Below are 19707 nucleotides of genomic sequence, written 5' to 3'. Positions count from 1 at the left end.
GCCGGCCGGGCGCGACATGCTGGGCCAGATTTGCCGATCAGGAGAGCGCCCGATGAGCGTCACCCAACTGGCCGACACGCGCCGCCCGAACCTGCCCTTCTACGAGGAGCGCTGCGACCTTGCCGCCGCCTTCCGCTGGACGGCGCGGCTGAACATGCATGAGGCGGTCGCGAACCATTTCTCGCTCGCCGTCGACGAGGGCGGGACGCAGATCCTGATCAATCCGAACCTGATGCATTTCTCGCGCATCAAGGCGAGCGATCTGCTGTTGATCGACGCCAATGATCCCGACACGATGAAGCGGCCCGATGCACCCGACCCGACCGCGTGGGGCCTGCACGGAGCGATCCACCGCAACGTGCCGCACGCGCGCTGCGTCATGCATGTCCATTCCGTTCATGCGACCGTGCTCGCCTCGCTGGAGAATTCGCTGCTGCCGGCGATCGACCAGAACTCGGCGATGTTTCACGGCCGGCAGGTGGTCGACGCACATTATGGCGGGCTCGCCTTCGAGGAAGAGGGCGAACGCTGTTCCCGCCTGTTCGCCGATCCGAAGGCCAAGGTGATGGTGATGGGGAACCACGGCGTGATGATCATCGGCGAGACGGTGGGTGACACGTTCGACCGGCTCTACTATTTCGAGCGCGCTTGCGAGACTTACATCAAGGCGCTGTGGACCGGCCAGCCGATCCGCCACCTCTCCGACGAGATCGCCGAGCGCGTGGCGACGCAGATGGACAATTATCCGGTGGCATCCGCCAAGCGCCATCTCGACGAATTGAAGGCGATCCTGGACGAGGAAGGCTCCAACTTCCGCAACTAGTCTAAGAATCGAAAAGCCGGCCGCGATCATTCGCGGCCGGCTTTTTCAATGTCGGCTATCAGGAGCCGAGATGCTTGGCGATCATCGCGCGGGCGTCTTCGACCATGGCGTTGGCGTCCATGCCCTTGCCATTCATCTCCTCGATCCAGGCGTCGATCAGCGGCGCGGCAGTATCCTTCCAGCGCTGGGTTTCGGCCTCGTCGAGGGTGATGATGTTGTTGCCAAGATCCTGCGCGATCTTCAGGCCCCGCGCATCGCCCGAATCCATCACGCGGCCGAACATGGCGGCGGCCTCGATACCGGAATTGGCGTCGATCACGGCCTTCATGTCGTCGGGCAGCGCGTCGTAGGACGCCTGGTTCATCGCGAAGACGAAGGTCTGCGTGTAGAGGCCCTCGTCGCCGGTGAAGCCGGTGTGGTTCTTGACGAGTTCGGAAACGCGCAGCGATGGTGTCACTTCCCAAGGAATGGTCGTCGCGCCGATCACGCCCTTCGACAGCGCCTCGGAGACGGCCGGGACGGGCATTCCGACCGGCGTCGAACCCAGCGCTTCGAGCATCTGGTTGATCGTGCGCGAGCCTCCGCGGATCTTGACGCCCTGCATGTCCTCCAGCTTCTCGATCGGGTTTTTCGAATGGATGAGGCCCGGGCCGTGGGTGTGGAAGGCGATGACCTTCATGCCCGCAAACTCTTCCATGCAGTATTTTTCGCAATATTCATGGAAGGCCTTCGAGGTCGCCTCGCCCGTCGTCACCATGAAAGGCAGCTCGAAGGCTTCCGTTGTCGGGTAGCGGCCCGGCGTGTAGCCGATGACCGTCCAGATCATGTCGACCACACCGTCGGCGACCTGATCTACGAGTTGCGGCGGGGTGCCACCGAGCGCCATCGCGTCATACTGCTCGATCTTCAGGCGACCGCCGGATTCTTCCATAACCTTGGCGCCCCAGGGCTTCAGCGCCTCGGCCGGAATGGTGGCCTGCGGCGGCAGCATCTGGTGAAGGCGGAGCGTGATTTCCTGCGCGCCGGCGACGCTGGTGAAAGCTGCAACGGCGACAAAGCCGGCAGTCAAGGCTTTCAAGCTAAACATGGGTTCCTCCCTAAACATGTCCTATGATTGTTATACGATAGAACTTTCCGGCTTGGAAGCCGCTGGCCGACGCCACTTTCGCATGGTAGCCACACGCGCCAGGATTTTTGTTTAGAGGACTGCTATGACCGCGACAGCCAAACCGCCCTTCCGCGCCGACCATGTCGGGAGCCTCTTGAGGCCCCAATCGGTCAAGGATGCGCGCAAGCGGTTCTACGAGGACAAGGCGATCGCCGCCGAGGAACTCGAGGAGATCGAGAACGCTGCGATCGACGAGGCGATCCGCATGCAGGAGGAGGCCGGCCTGCCGACCGTCACCGACGGCGAAATCCGCCGCTCCTTCTGGCACTATGATTTCATGGGCGGGCTCGACGGCTTCGACATGGAAGAGCGTGCGCCCGAAAAGGGCGTCGCCTTCGCCGGCGTCAAGCTGCGGCCGGTCTTCCCGACGATCACCGGCAAGCTCGACTTTCCCGACGATCACCCGATGCTCGACCATTTTCGCTACGTCGCCTCAAAGACGAAGGTGATGCCGAAGATCTCGATCCCCGGTCCGAGCTGCTGCCATTTCCGCACGGCCAAGGACGACATCCACCCCAAGGAATATCGCGACGATCCCGAAGCGCTCTTCGCGGACCTGTCGAAGACCTATGCCAAGGCGGTGAATGCGTTCTACGATGCCGGCTGCCGCTATCTGCAGATGGACGACATCTTCTTCGCCTATCTGTGCGACCCGAAGCACCGGGCGGCGCAGAAGGAACAGGGCACCGATCCCGATTGGCTGATCGAGCAATATGCGAAGATGATGCACGACGCGATCAAGGACCGGCCGGACGACATGGTCATCGGCATGCATATGTGCCGGGGCAACTTCCGCTCCACCCACGCGGCTGAAGGCGCATACGACCCGGCGGCGGACGCGGTCTTCAACCAGACCGGCGTCGACATCTACTTCATGGAATATGACAGCGAGCGCGCCGGCGGGCTCGAGCCGCTGCGCCTTCTGCCGAAGGGACGCAAGCGCGTGCTGCCGGGCTTCATCACCACCAAGACCGGGGAGATGGAGACGCTCGACGAACTGAAGCGCAAGTTCGACGAGGCGGCGAAATATGCCGATCTCGAACAGCTCGGCATCGCGCCGCAATGCGGCTTTGCCTCCACCGAAGAAGGCAATTCCATCTCGTTCGACAACCAGCGCCGCAAGCTCGACCTCGTCGTCAAGACAGCCGAGGCGATCTGGGGCGGGGTCGCGAAGTAACGTCGTTCTTCATTGCCGCTTAACCATGCCTCGTGCAGAACGATGGTACGGGGACATGGTTTTGCGGGAGCTTTGCGGATGGGCGGGTTTTTGAGGCGTGCGTTGGGGTCGCCCGTTGCGGCGCTCCTCGCGCTTGCGGTGCTTGCGTCCGCATGCTCGACCTCGGTTCTGCCCGAACCGCCGCCGCCGATTCCGTCGGAGAAATACGCGGCCATCGTGGTCGACGTCGGTTCAGGCCGTGCCCTCTACTCCGTCCACGCCGACCAGTTGCGCTATCCTGCCTCGCTGACGAAGATGATGACCATCTTCATGATGTTCGAGGCGCTGGATTCAGGGCGTATCGACAAGCAGACGCTCATTCCCGTCTCCGACCATGCTCGCGGGCAGGTGCCAACCAAGATCGGCTTTCGCAAGGGCGAGACGATCGACGTCGACACTGCGATCCGCGCGCTGATCATTCGCTCGGCGAACGACGTGGCGGTGGCGACGGCCGAGTTTCTCGGCGGGACCGAATCCAATTTCGCGGCGATGATGACACAGCGCGCACGACAGATGGGCATGAGTTCGACCACGTTCCGAAACGCGTCGGGCCTGCCCGATGCCGGTCAGCAGACGACGGCGCGCGATATGGCGTTGCTGTCGATCGCGCTCAACAAGCGCTTTGCGCACCACTACCACTATTTCGCCAATCGCGAATTCAGCTATGCCGGCAAGACCATTCGCGGGCACAACGACCTGCTTGGCCGCGTGGCGGGCGTCGATGGGCTGAAGACGGGCTATATCCGCGCTTCGGGCTTCAACCTTGCGACCTCGGTGGAGCGCGGGGGGCGCAGACTGGTGGCGGTGGTGATGGGCGGCGAGACGGCCAAGAGCCGCAACTCGCACATGGAACAGCTCATCGAGCAGTACATGCCGATGGCCGGATCCGTGACGGCCACTGCCGCACCGCGCCCGGTGCCGCAGCAGGCGCTGCTCGCGCCGATGCGCTGAGCTTTCGAGGCCTCAAACGCACGATGCGGCGGCGCGGCCCCAATTCGCGCCGCCGCATCGGAGCGTCACCGCATCGATGGCGCTCGATCTGCCTTCAGCGGCCGGCGTCCATGTCGGCAAGCTTGGCGACACGACGGCGAAAGTCCTCGTCGGTCGAGAATTCGGCCTTGAGGTAGGATTCGACCAGATCCTTGGCGAGCCAGGGCCCGACGATCTGCGCACCGATGCACATGACATTGACGTCGTCATGCTCGACCGACTGATGCGCAGAATGGACATCGTGGCAGACGGCAGCGCGGATGCCCTTGACCTTGTTGGCGGCAATCGAGGCGCCGACGCCGGTGCCGCAGACCATCAACCCGCGCTCGGCTTCACCGGCGGTGATCTTGTCGGTGACCTGGCGGGCGATGTCGGGGAAGTCCACCGGGTTGGGATCGAACGATCCGACGTCCTCGACCTCGTGACCGAGGGATTTCACATATTCGACGATGGTGGACTTCAATGGGAAGCCGGCATGGTCAGAACCGATTACGATGCGCATTTGGACTCCAGTTCTTTGATCTTAGCGAAGCATCGAGGGAAGCCACAGGACGAGGCCTTCCCAGAAGGTGATGATGACGAGCGTGGCAAGAAGCGGCACGTAGAAGGGCACCAATGCACGCAGCAACTGCCTGAGCGAGACGTTGGCAATGCTCGACAACAGGAACAACGACAGCCCCATGGGCGGCGTGAGCAGGCCGAACATCAGATTGAAGATGGTGATGATGCCGAGGTGAACCGGATCGATGCCTGCCAGTATCATCGGCGGCGCGATGACCGGAACTACAAGCAAGGTCGCGGTCGTTGAATCAAGGAACATGCCGGCAATGAAAAAGATCAGGTTCACGATGATCAGAAGCACGATCGGATTGGTCGAGAACTGAAGGATCCAACGCGCGAAATCCTGCGGTATTTGCTCCACGGCGAGGATCCAACCGAACAGGGCTGCGACCGCAACGATTATCAGGATCGCGCTCGTGCTCTTGACGGTCAGAATCAGGGCCTGCCAAAGGTGTTCGAGGGTAAGGTCGCGATAGAAAATCGCACTGATCGCGAGAACGTAAACAACTGTCACCGCAGCAGCTTCGGTCGGGGTGAACAGTCCGAGCAGCATTCCGGCGATCATCAGAACCGGGGCCAGCAGTGCCGGAAGCGCCGGCAGCAGATCGCCCCCCAGTTCTCGCAAGGTCGGCCAGCGCTCGGCGCGGGGCAGGTTGTAGCGGTAGGACAGGAACACGGTCGTCAGCATCAGAAGCGCGACGCAGATCAGCGCCGGCACAATGCCTGCAAGAAGAAGCTGAACGATCGAGACGCTGGTGACCGAGCCGTAGACGATCAGCGGGATCGATGGGGGAAAGATCGGCCCGACGACCGCGGACGCGCCGGTGACGGCCGCCGAGAACGGCCCCGTGAACCCCTTCTTCTTCATTGCCGCGATCTCGATACGGCCAAGCCCGCCGACATCGGCGAGCGCCGCACCTGACATGCCGGAGAAGATCAGGCTGGAAAAGATGTTGACCTGTGCGAGGCCGCCCGGGAACCGGCCGACGGCAGTGTCGGCAAAGCGGAAGATGCGGTCGGTGATGCCGGCCGAGTTCATCAGATTGCCGACGAATATGAAGATCGGAACGGCGACCAGGGGAAAGGAGTCGAGCGCGTAGGTGATACGCTGGACGAGCAAACCGTAGGGCAGGCCTTCGATCAGCACATAGGCGATCGAGGGAACGAGAATGGCATAGACGACCGGAAAGCCGGCGATGAACAGGACCAGAAAGGCGCCGATGACTGCAAGACCCATGTCAAAGCACCTTGGTTTGTTCGCGCGGCGGATGGCGCAGGTCGATCAGATGGCCGAGTGTCGCGGCCGCGAAGCCGAAGAAGGTCGCGCCGAGGAACAGCCAAAAAGGAATCTTGAGGGTCGGCGTCGCGTTGTTGAGGTTCCGGAAGATGGTCTGCCAGGCGACATAAGCGACGAAGCCCGCTGCAATGACTGCGACCGCTGTGATGACAAAGGTGAGCACCTTGCGGAGCACTGTTGGCATCGCATCCAGAAACTCGGCCATGACGATGTTCTCGTGATCGAGCACGACCAGCGGGAAGGCGGTAAAGACCAGCACGATCAGCAGAAACCGTGTGAACTCCTCCGCGCCGATGATTGCGGCGCCGAACACGTCTCGCATGATGACCTGCGTGAACGGCACGGCGACCAGCGCGACAAGCACGAGCACGCAGAACGCGCCCAATGCGCGCTTGACGATGACCATTTTCTCAACCCTCCCGAAGGGCCGGCGGCGGTCGGCGCCGCCACCGGCAAGCAAGACTTCAGCCTGCCTTACTCGACGGCTGCGATCTGTTCGATATACGTCTGGTAGGACGGGAAATCGGCACGGATCTGCTCCAGCACCTGGCTGCGGAAGGCTTCGAGATCGAGGCCTTCGGCTTCGGTGATGACGGTCATTCCGTGTCCCTTCACTTCCTCGACCAACTGGGCCTCGGACTCGGTCGCCAGGGCGAGCGATTCCTGCGCCTCACGCTCGAGCACGTCGGTGATGGCCTGACGCTGCTCTTCTTCCAGTCCCTGCCAGACTTCCTCATTCACGAAGACGGCGAGGACGGCCTGCATATGGCCCGTCATGGCGATGTGCGACTGCACTTCATAAAGCTTGTTTGCAGTGATCATCGTCAGCGGGTTTTCCTGGCCGACCACGAGACCCGTCATCAGCGCGGTGGGCAGTTCGGCGACCTCGACCGGCGTCGGCGTTGCGCCGAAGCCCTTGACCATCGATACCCACAGATCGAGCGGGACGGCGCGGAAAGGCTTGCCAGCCAGATCCTCCGGCGACTTGACCTCGAAATTCGACGAGATGTGACGCGCGCCGCGATAGATGCGGCCAATGATCCGCACGCCGCCTTCAGCGACCAGCTTCTCGTTGATGGCCTGCAAGGCGGGCGATGTTTCCGGATCGGTCGCGGCGAGCGCGTGCGCGCCGTCGCGATAGATGAACGGGGCGTTGAATGCGGCGACCTCGGGCACGATGCGAGCGAGCGAAGCGAAGTCATGATGGCCCATCGAAATGGAACCCATGCGCACACCGTCGACCATCTCGGCGACACCGCCGAGCTGGCTGGCAGGGTATACCTGTACCGTCACGGCGTCGTCCGTCGCCTCGGCAATGCCCTCAGCCGCTTCGGCGGCGAAAATGGTCTGGATGTCGCCTTCGGCGCCGACATGGGCATAGCGCAGTTCGGCAGCATGGGCGCCGGCAGCAACGCCGACGGCAACCGCAGTCGCGGCAAGCAGTTTCAGGATGCGCGAATGGAACATTTGAATTTCCTCCCTAGATGGACTGGTCTCGATTGATCGCCGCAGTCTGCGTGAACTCAGCGATGTAGCTCTTGCGGCGGAGCTCATCGCCGATGGCGAAGTGATCGCGCAGGCGGCGGTCGGCGGCATCGCCGTCGCGCTCGACGATCGAGAGGAACACCTCGCGGTGCGCCTCGAAAAGGGAATCGCGGATGTCCGGCACGACCGTCGTCTGACGGCGGCGCTGCACGTGGCTGCGGCGCAAGAGCTCGGAGATGGACTGGTAGAGCATGATCAGAGCAGGGCTGCGGCCGGCCTCGACCAGCGCCATGTGAAAGGCGAAATCCGCCTCGGCGCCGGCCACCGGGTCATGCAGGGTCTCGCGAAGCGTCTGCAACAGTCCACCGATCCGCTCGATGTCGCTGGCGCTGGCGCGGTCGCAGGCAAGGCGGATCGCCTGGCATTCGATCGCGACGCGCGCCTCCATGACATCGTCGAGAATGTCCGGCTGTTGGGCGAGGCAAAAGGTGAAGAAGTCGGTGAGAACCGACACGTCTGCATGGCGAACATAGGCACCCTTGCCGTGGCGGATATCGAGGAAGCCGAGCATTGCAAGCGAGCGCAGCGTCTCGCGCAGAACCGGCCGCGACACGCCGAGGCGCAGCGCCAGTTCGCGCTCGCCGAGCAGCCGGTCGCCGGCGTTAAGCGCGCCGGACAGTAGCTGTTCGCGAAAATACGCGAACACCTTTTCCGTGCCGAGCAGCTCCTCCGCTCCCTCCGAAAGCAATTCGTCCTCCCAGTGGCCTTACAGTGGTCATACCACTTCTGGCGCGAACCAGAAGCCGCGTCAAGAGGGGGCGCGCGTTCAGTGGATCAAGGTGTAAAGCGGCGAACCCAGCTTCGATCGATCCAGTTCTTCAGGAACCAGACCCAACGGCCAGCGACGAAGAATCGGCCGCGCACGGCCACTGCATGTTTCGCGCCGGTGGCAAGGAGTGCGAGATAATTCTTCTGCGGTGACCACGCAAGCAGCGGCCGGCCTTCAGCGCGGGCGCGCAGATTGCGCGCAAGCGGCCGCCCGGCATGCACGGCAAAAACGCCCGCCTTGGGCCGCGGATAACCCGCGATCTCGGCACAGTCTCCAGCAGCGAAAATATCGGGGTCGGACAGGGATTGCAGCGTTGGGCGAACCGCGAGGAAGCCGTTCGCAAGCTGGAGGCCGGTCCGCGCAAGCCAGGCGGGCGGGGCGGCACCGGTCGCCAGAAGGGTCAGGTCGGAGGCCAGACTTCGCCCGTCCGTAAGGCAGACGGCGTCGGACCGGACGGAATCGACGGCCGCGTTTTCGATCAAGGCAATGCGTCGTCGTTCAAGCAACTCGCGGAAATGGTTGCCCAGACGCGGCGGATGGTTTTCCAGAATCGCGCCTGCAGCGACGAGCGACAAGGCGGCTCGCGCGCCGAGGCGATGGTGGAGCGCGAGTGCGATCTCGACGCCTGCCGGCCCACCGCCGACGATCGTAACGCGGGCATGGTCGGCTCGCGCCTGGAGGGCGGGCTCGAGACGCCCAAGGAACGTGCCGATCGGCTTCACCGGCAGCGCGTGTTCGCACGCTCTCCGAATGCGGGCCGTCGCAGGCACGCTGCCGACATCGAGCGACAGGAGATCATATGGGACGACCGAGCCGTCCTCCAGCTCGACCCGCCGCGCGCGTCGGTCGATACCGATGGCCCGGCCGCGGCGAAACGGGATGGCGTGCACAGCGCAGAGCTTCTCAAGGTCGATTTCGAGTTCATCTGGATGATAGTGGCCAGCTATGACGCCTGGCGCCATGCCGGAATAGGCGGTGGTTCGCTCGGACGAAACGAGGAGGACGTGCCAGCCGTCGAGCGGTCGCCGGCCGAACGCCTCGACGATCTGCAGATGCGTATGCCCGCCGCCGACCAGCACGATCTGCCGTTTCACCATTGCCTCCCCCGTCGCTGCGCCGCGAAGGTGGACGAATGCGGCGCGAAACTCCAGTCACCTTCGCGCGGCCAGCGCGTTACATCGAGGCGGTGTAGTAGAAGATGTGACTGCCGACCTTGCCGGTCTTTCGCAGCTTCGTCGACCAGAACGGCGCGACGTAGTCGGCATGATAGTGCGTCGATTGGGCGATCTCGCCGCGCGAGGCCTTGCAGTCATCGTCGCAATTGAATGCGAAGATCGCGATCTTGCGCGCCATGCGGTGCGCTGACCGTTCAGCGAACTCGTCCGGCAGATCGTCGCAAGCGAAGGAGAACTGGCAGGCATTCTTGCGGTGGGCGTTCTGGTAGACGACATCGCAGACGGTATCGGGATAATAGGCGCTGTCGACGCGGTTCAGCACGACCTGCGCGACCATGCTCTGTCCGCGTACGGGCTCACCGCGTGCTTCAAAATAGATCGCCGCCGTCAGGCATTCGATCTCCTTGTTGTAGCTCCGATAGACGGGTTTGTCGGACGTGATTTCCGGCTTCTGCGGAAGAGGCGCCGCCATCGCGGGCGCGAACGCGGAAAGGGCGGCGAAGGCGAAGAGAATCGCCGCGGCTAACGGTCGGTGCATGGTCGCTCTGGGATCGTTAATGACGCGGCGCTTGTGTCAGCGCAATGCGTCCGCAATCCGGAGGTGCGGTGACGAAACCGTGACGATCAGCCATGAGAACGCGGTGATTCGACGCGGCCTGCCGCGCGGCCCCCCGTCCCTTGTCGTGCGTCCGGCACGGTGACGATCGACGAGACAGCCCATCGATTGTTGAAGCGCGCGGCGGGCTCGGCTATGACCGGCGCGACGCTCGCGCTACAGCGGGACGTGTTTCATCGATGAAGGCGAAGTTTGGAGACGATCGATCCATTGACCTTTCAGGGTCAGTCAGGCTAGGTCGACATGGCGATGCACCCGTAGCTCAGCTGGATAGAGTGTTGGCCTCCGAAGCCAAAGGTCACAGGTTCGAATCCTGTCGGGTGCGCCACTTCCGAACGAAACGACGAACGGAATACTGGCCGGTCACCGAACTGGCCAGAGCGCTCTTGCCGCCACTGACCCGGATCGCCTGGCCATCGGCAATAACGCTGCTGATCGGGGCTTCAAAGCCGGCGTGTCCATGTCGGAGATATCAAGGGGCGCTATCCCGGTCCGGTCGTGTCCGGTCAGAAGGTTGGCAACCGGACTAGTTTCGGACGCCGTATGAATCAGCCAGCCAGAGTGCCAGTTTCAAGATCATGAACGTGGGATTGGAGCTGCCGGCCGTCGGAAAGACTGATGCGCTGGCAATGGCGACATTGGGGACGAGGTGGCACCTCAAATCCGGGCCGACCACGGACTCCCTCAGGTTTGTGCCCATTCGGGTCGAACCCGAGGGATGAGCGCAGTCCACCGCGGAATCGACGAGATTGGCTCGGGCATTCTGCACGCCTGGACGCCAGATCAGCGGACACAGTTCCTGCAATCTGGTCGTCTTCCAGTAGCGGTCCAGGTTGTTCACCGCCGACCGCATGCAATTTTCATCGCGGATTGTCGGTTTCCAGCTGAAGGACGCCATCGGGCTCCCGAGTCGGTCGCGAATTCGCGATAACGATATCCTGTTCGTTTCGTCGGGTAACTGCTCGATGCGCACGTTCAGCTGAAATCCCACGTCGGCAGGAACGTAGAGTTGGCGATGTCGTGCGTAGGACAGACCCGTACGCGCTGCAAAGCCAAGGCCAGAGGCGAGCCCCTTGAGGTCCGAGGGGCGGACAACGCCGCTTTGAAACGCACTGGCAACGCGCCGCATTTCGCTCAAAGGGCTCCCATTCATGTCCATCGACACGAAGAAATATGCGCTGGCCACGCGATCCGATTGCTGAGCAGCAACGGAAAGCTCGAGATGCAGATCTCGTCGCGTCGCATGGACCCACCGAAACGCGAACAGACCGTTCGTTGCCGCCGGATCGCTGCGATCGATATCGGCCACCTGCCTCTCGAGGTGATCCTGGAAATACCGACCAAGGGCGTTGCACCGTGCAAACACCTGGTCGTCGGCCTGGGCGTCGAGATGCAAAAGGAGCCGGGTCGTTTCGATGGTGCCGGCCGCAAGGATGAACTGATCGGCCCTGACCTCGAGTGTCTTGCCGTTGACGCTGCGTGCAACGACCGCCTGCAGTCGTCCGATCTCGCGATCAGTCTCGAGGCTGCAGACCGTGGCGCCGAGCCAAATCTCGATGCCCGTCTTCCGCTTCAGCTCCTTCTTCAGCAGGGCGGCTACATTCCGTTTTCTGAAAGCTGCGCATTTGGCCCAGCGCGGTGTGAGCGAAGACGCGCCACCTGCCAGAATTCTCTGCCAGGCGGGCATCGGTATGTCTTCGAAATTATCCGAACTGAGGCCGAAAAGGCGCTCGATCTGTTCGCGATAAGGTTGGAGTTTCGCAACATCAAACGGCCAGGCGGGCTGTCCGATGTAGCTCCTCTCGCCGGTGTCTTCATCCCTCAGCGGGATCGTTCGTCCACCCCATTGGCTCGACGACCCTCCTAGTCCGCGATAGCGGCCGGTCATCGCTCTCACATATCGACCAGACGGATCGTCGATCTCACTCAAGGCTTGAGCCGCGGGGTCAAGCTGCTCTTCGCCGCTTTCGACGACGATCACACGATGGCCGTTCTGCGCCAGACGACAGGCAGCGAGAAGACCTGCCATTCCGCCACCGATGACGCATATCTGCGTTGCGACCTTCGTGCGTTCACAGTCGGCAAGAGCCAAATTCACGACGGACATTGCTGCGATCTTTGTTCGGAGAAGGCGGGGAAAGTTCTGCTCATCGTGCGAAGAGCCTTGAAAGCGGCTCGATGTTCGGGCCCTCGCCAGCAGCGGATCCCCTCGCCTACCAGGACGGCCAGGTGAAACAGTACCGTAGCAGCGCGCCCGTGATGGCGTGCAAAGTCGACGACCCTGTTGGTGGCGCACAATGCAAAGAGGAACGGGTTCGCACGGGTGTCACCACCAATATGCGTAGCGGTGGCTTCAGGGACATATGCGATCTTGAGCCCCGCTTGCCTCACGCGCCGCATGAAGTCGACCTCCTCGCTGTAGAGAAAGAACGACTCATCCCATTGAGGCACGAGCTCCCGCGCTCGGCCGGAAATCATCAAGATGGCGCCCGTCGTCCAGTCCACGGCACCGCCTCGGTTGTAGACCCGCGTCCCGGAGACGACTTCACCAATATCGAGCCGAGCGGAAAGCGTGCCACCAAGGATGGCTTCCGCCCAAGCCGCCATGAGGCTCGGCTCGCGCCGGACAGACAATGACAAAGTGCCGTCTTCGTTGAGAATGCGCGGCGCCACCACCCCTGTTTCGGGGCCCAGACGATGCTGCAGACAGCTGATGGCGCTGCGTGAGACGCGGATATCGGGATTGAGCAGAAGCACATCCGACTCTGTGCCAACAGTCGCGAGCGCAGCGTTGATTCCAGCTGCATATCCCCCGTTTCGCCCGGTTTCGATGATGCGGGGCTGCAACTGATGGCGTGCGGCTATCTCAACTGAATCGTCCGAGGAGGCATTGTCCACGACGATGACATTGCAGTCGGGCACGTCTACCAGTCCAAACTGAAGCGAAGACAAGAGCTGAGGCAATACGGCAGCGCTGTTGTAAGTGACGATCACGACTGCGAGCGGCGTGACGCCAGGCGGGCAAGGATCGGCTTGTCGTGCCCGCTCTGTCGCTGCCCTGGCGTCGACCCTGGCCCTGGGCGGCGAAAATTCCCCCTGTCCTCTTCCCGGTACGATAGGGGAGAATTCGTCTGTCGAGCCACGCTTGCTCACCGAGGAGAACCTCCGGATGTCGCCCTTGGCCTGGAGCCCATTCCGCCCGTCTTGCCGCCGACCTCCTTGACGAAGAGGACCAACAGCGGCATCGCCGAATACAGATACCGTCTCCAAAGGCGTTTCGGATCAGACGCCAACCGGTGTAGCCACTCAATGGCCATGACACGCATCAAGGCCGGCGCGCGTTTCTTGCGGCCGGTGAGAAATTCCAACCCGGCCCCGATGCACAGTCCGACGCCGTGTGCGCGTGGGTCGCAGGCCAGCATACTCGCGATCTTCTCCGACTGCGGTGCACCGATGGCAATCAGCGTGAACCGCGCAGGTTCTTGGGCAACGAAGTCGACACATTCTTGCAGGGCCGCCGGGTTGGACCACACTCTCGATGGTGGGACATGCGAACGAAAGCGCAGCTCCGGGAATGCTTTTGCCATGTCCGCGACGACCCCCCCATCCGCTGCAATCAGAGTGACCCGGTCGCCGCGCCGGACGACCGACCGAAACAGGGACTGAGTGAGGTCCGAGCCCGTCACCAGCGGCAGTTCGAGTGAGAGGAGGCGCGCCAACAGGCGGATCGGCCTGCTGTCGCACAGAGACATCCATGCGTCGGTGTATAGGGGAAGAAGCGCCGGGTTCTTGTTCAGTCGCACGACATGATCGACATTCGGCGTAACGATGTAGCGGAATGGGCTTGCGTCTTCGCTGCATGAAAGCATGCGCACGACCGCCTGGTGCGTCACGACGTCGAAGGGCGTGCCCATGAAACGTCGTCTCGCCTTGCCTGCAAGCGCGTCTACGCTGAAAATCCCTGAAGTCTCAGTGCTGCCATGCATTGGAGCCTCCCGGCGGCCAAGCCGCGCCAGCGACGCCCGGACCATCAGCTGCCTGGACGCGATTCGAATGTATGGCTGCACAGGCAGCAAAGACATCTGCCCAAAAGGTTCAACGCTCTGTCCAAAGGAGGGGATGAGGTACGCCGGGATTGTCCATTGTTGATCTGCGGACCACCCCCATTTCGGGTGTCCGGCCGATTGGCGCATCCACGGGTTCCGTTAAACTGCGACAAGCTGCAATCCGAGGCAGGAGCTACCGGAAATGCTTTGCACCCTCTCTCTGTCCGCAGCCTACCTGGCAAGCGCGGCATTGGCGGTTCCAACACTGGTCTACTGTGTCCAATGCGTCGCTGGGCTGCTGCCGGACCGCGCCGTCCATCCCCGGTACAGCGGTCCCCGGCCGACGGTGGCAATCATCGTGCCGGCTCACAATGAGGAGGTCGTGATCGCGCAGACGCTCGCGTCGGTTCGTCCGCAACTGCGACCCGGCGACCGCCTCCTGGTCGTTTCCGACAACTGTACGGACCGGACCGCAGCGCTGGCTGCCGAAGGCGGGGCGGAAGTGCTTGAACGCACGGACCCCGTGCGTCGAGGCAAGGGATACGCTCTGGATGCCGGCATGCGCTTCCTTGCGGCGTCTCCCCGTGACCACGTCATGATCATTGACGCAGATTGCGAACTTGACGAAGGAGCGATCGACCATCTGGTTTCGATGGCCGCAGCCACCGGCGAACCAGTCCAGGGCAGGAACCTTATGAAGGCGCCATGCGATGCCCCTTTGGAGACCCGCGTTGCGGAGTTCGCATACCTGATAAAAAACATGGTGAGACCGGTCGGCATGAGCCGGCTTGGCCTTCCCTCCCCGCTGATGGGGACAGGCATGGTCCTCCCCTGGCATATCATGAACAAGGCGGATCTGGCACACGGACATATCACAGAGGACATCAAGTTCAGCATCGACGTCACCCAGGAAGGACATTCCCCCGTCTTCTGTCCGGCCTACGGCATCGTAAGCTACTTTCCTCGCTCAAGCGGCGGCACTTTCTCGCAACGTCAACGATGGGAAGGTGGGCACCTGAAGATGGTGGGAACGGCTTTGATGCACTTTCTCAAGCCGAGCTCGATCAAGACATGGCCCGCGTTCTTCCTTCTCCTCGACCGGATGGTTCCACCCATAACCCTTCTGTTCATGATGCTCGCTGGGCTCACGCTGCTGACGGCTCTCCTGGCATTTGCCGGCGCCGGCAGCGGGCCCCTCGCGGTCTCACTGAGCAGCCTGATGTTTTTCCTTGGGACAACGTTCTTGGTGTGGGTTGCACGTGGAACGCAGATACTGCCGATTTCTCTGGTCGGAGCTGTGCCCCTGTTCATCCTGCAAAGAGCAGGAGGGTACTGGAAGTTTGCCACCACCGGTCTCGGTCGCGGATGGATTCGAACTGAACGGACGAAAGAACGCGACTCGTTCTGATCACGGGCGCAGTGCCTGCCTGCGGGTACCTCATGCGGCTTGAATCAGTTCAAACCGCGTTCAGCTGTCGCAGGATCTGGGGTTCACTTCAACCAACGGTCGCTGGCCTCACCGTAGACGAAGGCCAAGTCTTCCCGGCCAGCCCTTGCAAGCTGGTGATATTCCTGCATGGCCGCCTTGGCCCCTTGCGCGATTTCCCGGTGGTACCGGCTGGCGCGGCGCAGCCCGTAGAGAAATTTCTTGTATTCGCAGTAGCGCTTCAGGCCGCTGATTGCGTTCGGATCATCTCCAAAAACCTTGAAGCAGATGTAGGCGTAGTTGAATATGTGACAGAAGCCATATGCAAAACCGCCTGCTCGGCGACCTGGAAAAACATGGTGGTGAACACGGGCTCCAGGCGCCACTGCAAGAAGTCTGCCGGTCTTCAGGGTCCTTAGCGAAATATCCTTGTCCTCATGTTGTGAGTACCCGACGCGCGAACCAAGCGTTTCATCGAAGCGCAAATCCCGAGCGACCTCCGTTCTGAAGCTCATGCGATAACCTCCCATGGTCGGCACGAAGGGCACGCCGATCCCCAGGGCGCGCGCCCGTCTTTCCAAGATGGCTGTGCGAAGACGCCCATAAATGTGGAAGGGCTCAGGGAAGAGTTTGTCTTCGATCACGTTGCGGATGCGGTGAACGTGGCGCTGCTCTACGAAGCGAACGGCCTTTCGCGGTACGACCTCGCCGGTTTCCACAGGGGAATGTTCAACCTCAATGGCGGTAACGCCTCCGATGAGTTCATGAGAATCGTGGGCGTAGACGGCCAGAACCTTCTCGGCCGTATCGGAAAACCAGAACGCGTCATCATCCGGAAACATCACGATCGGTTCCTTGACGCGTTCCGTGCCCCTGTTCCGCTGATTTGCGAGATTTGCTGCATCCGACTGGATGACTTCAATCGGCACCGGCGTATCGGCGGACAGGGACAGACAGAATGCGCGCACCGCTGCGTGATCATCGCTGCAATCGACCACCACGATCCGAGCGGGTCGGGCTCGCTGCTCGAGAAACAGAGGGATCGAGATCCTCAGTGCACTGAGACGGTTCCGGGTGGCTACCACGATCGCATAGGCAAGCATCAAGCCGTCTCCTTACCCCGCCACGACGCTGGACGCAGCGGCATGGGCGCGCGACGCGGAAGGATGGCGGGCGCATGCGGCGACCGCCTCGCTCCGCAACGGCCCGCCGGGCGATATTGGAGCCACCCCCAGACCGCACATCGTCTCGCAAGATTCTCGCAATGTATGCGCGGGGGCTAAGTAGGGGTATCTCCCCGAAGGTGCATGCCGACCATCCCTCCGAGGAGTATCCGCTACGCCACGAGCGCTCATTCCGTCTTGAGCCGCGAAGCAGCCTGGAGCCGGTGAAAATCTACCTCATTATGCGGTGCTGAAACGGCCCAACGGATGAAGAACGATCCATTGCTGTCGGAAAGACGCGCTGGTTGAATCGAAGCGACGAAGAAGCAGGAAGGGGAGACCCGTGTTCCTTCCCAAATCTCCCACAGGCCAGGCGTTGGCGATCCAGCGACAACCGCTTCCTGGCAGGCAAAGGAGCGCCGGCGTTCCGCGCTCGGAAGTGGGTTTCAACACGGCTCATATAGACTCTTCGGACAACGTCCTTGCACCCGAGGCAACGGCCTCCGCCCGCGTATCTTCAGGACTTCAATATCCCAGCCATGACCTTGCTGCGGCGGCTGAACCCGGCAGCCCGCACCGCTCGGCGCTTGCGGCCCAAATCAGGAAGAACGAGAGCGCTGGCGGTCTTGCCTGGCCGATCGGCATATTTCTCTGCGCGCTGATCGTACCCTGGATCATCCCCGTCGGCACGATGAGCATGTCGGTGTGTCGCTTCATCCTTCTGGTGTCGATGGTCCCGTGCATCATCCGATTGCTGACCGGCTCCGCGCTTCGAATCCTGCCAGCCGACATCGGCTTGGTTTGCTTCTGCGCCTGGGCTGCCGCTGGCCTTGCAGTAACGTATGGGCCCGGACCGGCAATTCAGCCTGCCGGGATGCTCTTCATCGAGACGATGGGGGCTTACCTGCTCGGCCGCTGCTTCATCAGAAATGCAGCTGACTTCCACGCAATGGCACGGTTGATGACCGTGCTCGTGATGTTGCTGGCGCCCTTTGCCATCTATGAATGGCTGACGTCCAAAAACCTGATTCTCGTCGGTTTCGGCTATATTTTCCCGACGCCTGCCGCCCTTTCTGAAACGCGCCATGGCTTCACGCGGGTACAGGGTCCCTTTTCGCATTCGATCGAGTTTGGGGTCTTCTGCTCCAGCGTGCTCCTGTTGTCGGTCCTGTCAGCTGCGCGCCGTGGCAGGGCTCGTTCCAGCTTCGTTGCAGCCGCATGCGTGGCCGGATGTGCCCTGTTGTCGATGTCGTCGGCGGCCACGGCCATCCTCATATTGCAGATCGGCCTTCTGGGATGGGATCGGATCTTGCGCACTCTCGCAGCCCGCTGGAAGCTTCTGGGCGCCCTCATCTTCATGGCCTATCTGGTCGTCGAATTCGGGTCGAACCAGACGCCCGTCCAGTTCTACATCTCTCGCTTCACCTTCGATCCGTGGACCGGCTGGTGGCGCCTGGCGATCTGGGAGTACGGATCGGCGTCGGTGCGGAACCATCCCATGTTCGGGATCGGCTTTGAAGACTGGCTGCGCCCTTCCTGGATGTACTCGGCGAGTGTCGACAATTTCTGGCTTATAACAGCGATGAGACACGGCCTGCCGGCCGTAATCCTTCTGATGGGATCCTGCCTCTGGGCGCTGGGTTCCGTGGCTTTCCGCCATGACCTCGATGGGGAGCTGCGGCATTACCGGTTCGTATATATTGCGACTGTCGTGGCCTTCATGCTGGTCGGCTGGACCGTACATTTCTGGGGCTCGGTCTACGCTTGGTTCATGTTCCTGCTGGGTAGCGGCAGCTGGCTACTGGAATCGCCGCGGCCTGCGAAACGACAGGCTTCATCGGCAGCCTTGATTGAAGCCATGCCGGCAACACCCAGCCAACGTCTCAACCGGCTCGAATCCGTCTCTCCTGCAAGGAGCGCTCACCGACATGCGTGATCTCGACCACATCTTCCTCACCAGATTCAATCTCCCGTCGGGTGGACATGAAAGCCTTGTTCGTGCGCAGGAAGGATGGCTGCAACAGCGGGTTGAACTGTTCGAAAAGTACTGTTTGCCCTCCGTTCTGACCCAGACCTCGTCGAACTTTCACTGGATCGTCTATTTCGATCCGCAAAGTCCCGACTGGCTTCGCCAACGCATAAGTGAATGGCGGAGGAACAGCGTCCTAACGCCAATTTACCGGGCCACTGTCGTTCGCAGCGAGATGCACGGCGATATCCTCGGCGCCATCGGGCAGCGAGGAGGCGATCTCCTGACGACCAATCTCGACAATGACGATGGTCTGGCAAGCGATTTCGTGGATAGGTTGCAGGCGGCACCCTACTCAGGAGTTCGGACCGCCATTTATCTGGCGAACGGCCTCATCAAGCACGAATCCCGGGTGTTTACGCATGAGGATCGCTGCAACGCGTTTTGCTCGGTTCGGGAGAGCTGGGAAGACCCGATCTTCTGCTGGGCAGCCCCACACAACCGGCTCCAGGAGATCATGCCAACGCAGGTCGTTTCCGGAGCGCCCGCCTGGTTGCAGGTGGTCCATAGTCGGAATGTGAGCAACAGGGTGCATGGGAAGTTGACTTCCCCTGCACTGTACAGGGAGAGCTTTCCAGGTCTTCTCGACGAGGCCCGAACGCCATCGACTCTTGACAAGGTCTTCGACGCCGCAGCCGCTCGCCCAGCAAGGATGGTCCGCGAAGCCGTGCGCCGCATGACAAAGGCAACTGTTCATGGAGTCTTCGGCGTCGAGGGCCTTGATCGTCTGAAGCGCGGTTGGAAACTGGCAGGCGACCGCCTTGGCCGACGCAGTCACGAGGCTACGAAAGCCAACGGCCGATGACGGTGCCCTGTCCACGACCTCGGCAAGATTCATCGACGCCGGGAGCCCGTTGCGAATGTCATGAGAAAGCGCGAGAGT

The 19707-nt window shown here is 61.8% G+C and carries 18 protein-coding genes and 1 tRNA gene; 7 read left to right on the top strand and 12 right to left on the bottom strand.

Annotated features, from left to right (window positions below):
• The first annotated feature begins 52 nt into the window (after nt 1-52).
• Nucleotides 53-823 carry a class II aldolase and adducin N-terminal domain-containing protein gene (locus tag GTK01_RS17690; RefSeq protein WP_252928486.1) on the top strand — a complete coding sequence of 257 codons (771 nt, stop codon included), beginning with the start codon at nt 53-55 and terminating at the stop codon, nt 821-823.
• Nucleotides 824-881: 58 nt separating this feature from the next.
• Here GTK01_RS17690 and GTK01_RS17685 read toward each other — a convergent pair whose 3' ends face one another.
• Nucleotides 882-1910, bottom strand: a complete 1029-nt coding sequence (locus tag GTK01_RS17685; RefSeq protein WP_252928485.1) for a TRAP transporter substrate-binding protein — start codon at nt 1908-1910, stop codon at nt 882-884.
• 124 nt (nt 1911-2034) lie between these two features.
• Between GTK01_RS17685 and GTK01_RS17680 the strand changes: the two genes are divergently transcribed.
• Both GTK01_RS17680 and GTK01_RS17675 read left to right on the top strand, forming a co-directional pair.
• Nucleotides 2035-3168: a 5-methyltetrahydropteroyltriglutamate--homocysteine S-methyltransferase gene (locus GTK01_RS17680; protein ID WP_252928483.1), complete on the top strand. Its 1134-nt coding sequence runs from the start codon at nt 2035-2037 to the stop codon at nt 3166-3168.
• A gap of 102 nt (nt 3169-3270) precedes the next feature.
• Nucleotides 3271-4158, top strand: coding sequence for a D-alanyl-D-alanine carboxypeptidase family protein (locus tag GTK01_RS17675; RefSeq protein WP_371924389.1), 888 nt, complete (start codon nt 3271-3273; stop codon nt 4156-4158).
• 94 nt (nt 4159-4252) lie between these two features.
• Here the strand turns inward: GTK01_RS17675 and rpiB are convergent, their stop codons facing one another.
• The 7 genes from rpiB to GTK01_RS17640 form a co-directional block, all read right to left on the bottom strand.
• Nucleotides 4253-4699, bottom strand: coding sequence for a ribose 5-phosphate isomerase B (gene rpiB / locus GTK01_RS17670; protein ID WP_252928479.1), 447 nt, complete (start codon nt 4697-4699; stop codon nt 4253-4255).
• Nucleotides 4700-4720: 21 nt separating this feature from the next.
• A complete protein-coding gene (locus tag GTK01_RS17665; protein WP_252928478.1) occupies nt 4721-5995 on the bottom strand; it encodes a TRAP transporter large permease in 1275 nt (424 codons plus the stop codon).
• 1 nt (nt 5996) lies between these two features.
• Nucleotides 5997-6461, bottom strand: coding sequence for a TRAP transporter small permease (locus tag GTK01_RS17660; protein ID WP_252928475.1), 465 nt, complete (start codon nt 6459-6461; stop codon nt 5997-5999).
• Between the two features lie 68 nt (nt 6462-6529).
• Complete coding sequence (locus GTK01_RS17655; RefSeq protein WP_252928474.1) at nt 6530-7522, bottom strand: TRAP transporter substrate-binding protein; 993 nt, start codon at nt 7520-7522, stop codon at nt 6530-6532.
• Nucleotides 7523-7535: 13 nt separating this feature from the next.
• Entirely contained in the window at nt 7536-8288 is a 753-nt protein-coding gene (locus GTK01_RS17650) for a FadR/GntR family transcriptional regulator (RefSeq protein WP_252928472.1), read from the bottom strand.
• Between the two features lie 86 nt (nt 8289-8374).
• Entirely contained in the window at nt 8375-9463 is a 1089-nt protein-coding gene (locus GTK01_RS17645; RefSeq protein WP_252928470.1) for an FAD-dependent oxidoreductase, read from the bottom strand.
• 79 nt (nt 9464-9542) lie between these two features.
• Nucleotides 9543-10082: a cell wall hydrolase gene (locus GTK01_RS17640; protein ID WP_252928469.1), complete on the bottom strand. Its 540-nt coding sequence runs from the start codon at nt 10080-10082 to the stop codon at nt 9543-9545.
• Between the two features lie 329 nt (nt 10083-10411).
• Between GTK01_RS17640 and GTK01_RS17635 the strand changes: the two genes are divergently transcribed.
• Nucleotides 10412-10488, top strand: a tRNA-Arg gene (locus GTK01_RS17635).
• Between the two features lie 198 nt (nt 10489-10686).
• Here the strand turns inward: GTK01_RS17635 and GTK01_RS17630 are convergent.
• From GTK01_RS17630 to GTK01_RS17620, 3 genes are all read right to left on the bottom strand, one after another.
• Nucleotides 10687-12267, bottom strand: a complete 1581-nt coding sequence (locus GTK01_RS17630) for a GMC oxidoreductase (RefSeq protein WP_252928467.1) — start codon at nt 12265-12267, stop codon at nt 10687-10689.
• Nucleotides 12255-13154, bottom strand: a complete 900-nt coding sequence (locus GTK01_RS17625; RefSeq protein WP_252928465.1) for a glycosyltransferase — start codon at nt 13152-13154, stop codon at nt 12255-12257. Before GTK01_RS17625 ends, GTK01_RS17630 begins: the two co-directional genes overlap by 13 nt.
• Nucleotides 13155-13309: 155 nt before the next feature.
• Complete coding sequence (locus GTK01_RS17620) at nt 13310-14146, bottom strand: WecB/TagA/CpsF family glycosyltransferase (protein WP_252928463.1); 837 nt, start codon at nt 14144-14146, stop codon at nt 13310-13312.
• A gap of 262 nt (nt 14147-14408) precedes the next feature.
• On the opposite strand from GTK01_RS17620, the gene GTK01_RS17615 reads away from it, so the two are divergent.
• On the top strand, nt 14409-15614 hold the full coding sequence (locus tag GTK01_RS17615) for a glycosyltransferase family 2 protein (RefSeq protein ID WP_252928461.1): 1206 nt from the start codon (nt 14409-14411) through the stop codon (nt 15612-15614).
• An 83-nt stretch (nt 15615-15697) separates the two neighbouring features.
• Here GTK01_RS17615 and GTK01_RS17610 read toward each other — a convergent pair whose 3' ends face one another.
• A complete protein-coding gene (locus GTK01_RS17610; RefSeq protein ID WP_252928459.1) occupies nt 15698-16735 on the bottom strand; it encodes a glycosyltransferase family 2 protein in 1038 nt (345 codons plus the stop codon).
• Nucleotides 16736-17138: 403 nt separating this feature from the next.
• On the opposite strand from GTK01_RS17610, the gene GTK01_RS17605 reads away from it, so the two are divergent.
• Complete coding sequence (locus GTK01_RS17605; protein WP_252928457.1) at nt 17139-18731, top strand: O-antigen ligase family protein; 1593 nt, start codon at nt 17139-17141, stop codon at nt 18729-18731.
• Entirely contained in the window at nt 18724-19629 is a 906-nt protein-coding gene (locus tag GTK01_RS17600) for a glycosyltransferase (RefSeq protein WP_252928455.1), read from the top strand. Before GTK01_RS17605 ends, GTK01_RS17600 begins: the two co-directional genes overlap by 8 nt.
• Nucleotides 19630-19707 lie beyond the last annotated feature (78 nt).

Origin of the sequence: Aliihoeflea sp. 40Bstr573, from assembly GCF_024105655.1 — a bacterium.
Lineage (GTDB): Bacteria > Pseudomonadota > Alphaproteobacteria > Rhizobiales > Rhizobiaceae > Aliihoeflea.
The sequence above is the reverse complement of the archived record's forward strand: the minus strand, read 5'-3'. Positions and strand labels throughout refer to the sequence as shown.

Coding starts and splice junctions, on each gene's coding strand:
- GTK01_RS17615 (WP_252928461.1), top strand. CDS start 14,409: ATGCTTTGCACCCTCTCTCTGTCCGCAGCCTACCTGGCAAGCGCGGCA.
- GTK01_RS17655 (WP_252928474.1), bottom strand. CDS start 7,522: ATGTTCCATTCGCGCATCCTGAAACTGCTTGCCGCGACTGCGGTTGCC.
- GTK01_RS17685 (WP_252928485.1), bottom strand. CDS start 1,910: ATGTTTAGCTTGAAAGCCTTGACTGCCGGCTTTGTCGCCGTTGCAGCT.
- GTK01_RS17630 (WP_252928467.1), bottom strand. CDS start 12,267: ATGTCCGTCGTGAATTTGGCTCTTGCCGACTGTGAACGCACGAAGGTC.
- GTK01_RS17665 (WP_252928478.1), bottom strand. CDS start 5,995: ATGGGTCTTGCAGTCATCGGCGCCTTTCTGGTCCTGTTCATCGCCGGC.
- GTK01_RS17600 (WP_252928455.1), top strand. CDS start 18,724: ATGCGTGATCTCGACCACATCTTCCTCACCAGATTCAATCTCCCGTCG.
- GTK01_RS17690 (WP_252928486.1), top strand. CDS start 53: ATGAGCGTCACCCAACTGGCCGACACGCGCCGCCCGAACCTGCCCTTC.
- GTK01_RS17680 (WP_252928483.1), top strand. CDS start 2,035: ATGACCGCGACAGCCAAACCGCCCTTCCGCGCCGACCATGTCGGGAGC.
- GTK01_RS17640 (WP_252928469.1), bottom strand. CDS start 10,082: ATGCACCGACCGTTAGCCGCGGCGATTCTCTTCGCCTTCGCCGCCCTT.
- GTK01_RS17610 (WP_252928459.1), bottom strand. CDS start 16,735: ATGCTTGCCTATGCGATCGTGGTAGCCACCCGGAACCGTCTCAGTGCA.
- GTK01_RS17660 (WP_252928475.1), bottom strand. CDS start 6,461: ATGGTCATCGTCAAGCGCGCATTGGGCGCGTTCTGCGTGCTCGTGCTT.
- rpiB (WP_252928479.1), bottom strand. CDS start 4,699: ATGCGCATCGTAATCGGTTCTGACCATGCCGGCTTCCCATTGAAGTCC.
- GTK01_RS17620 (WP_252928463.1), bottom strand. CDS start 14,146: ATGCATGGCAGCACTGAGACTTCAGGGATTTTCAGCGTAGACGCGCTT.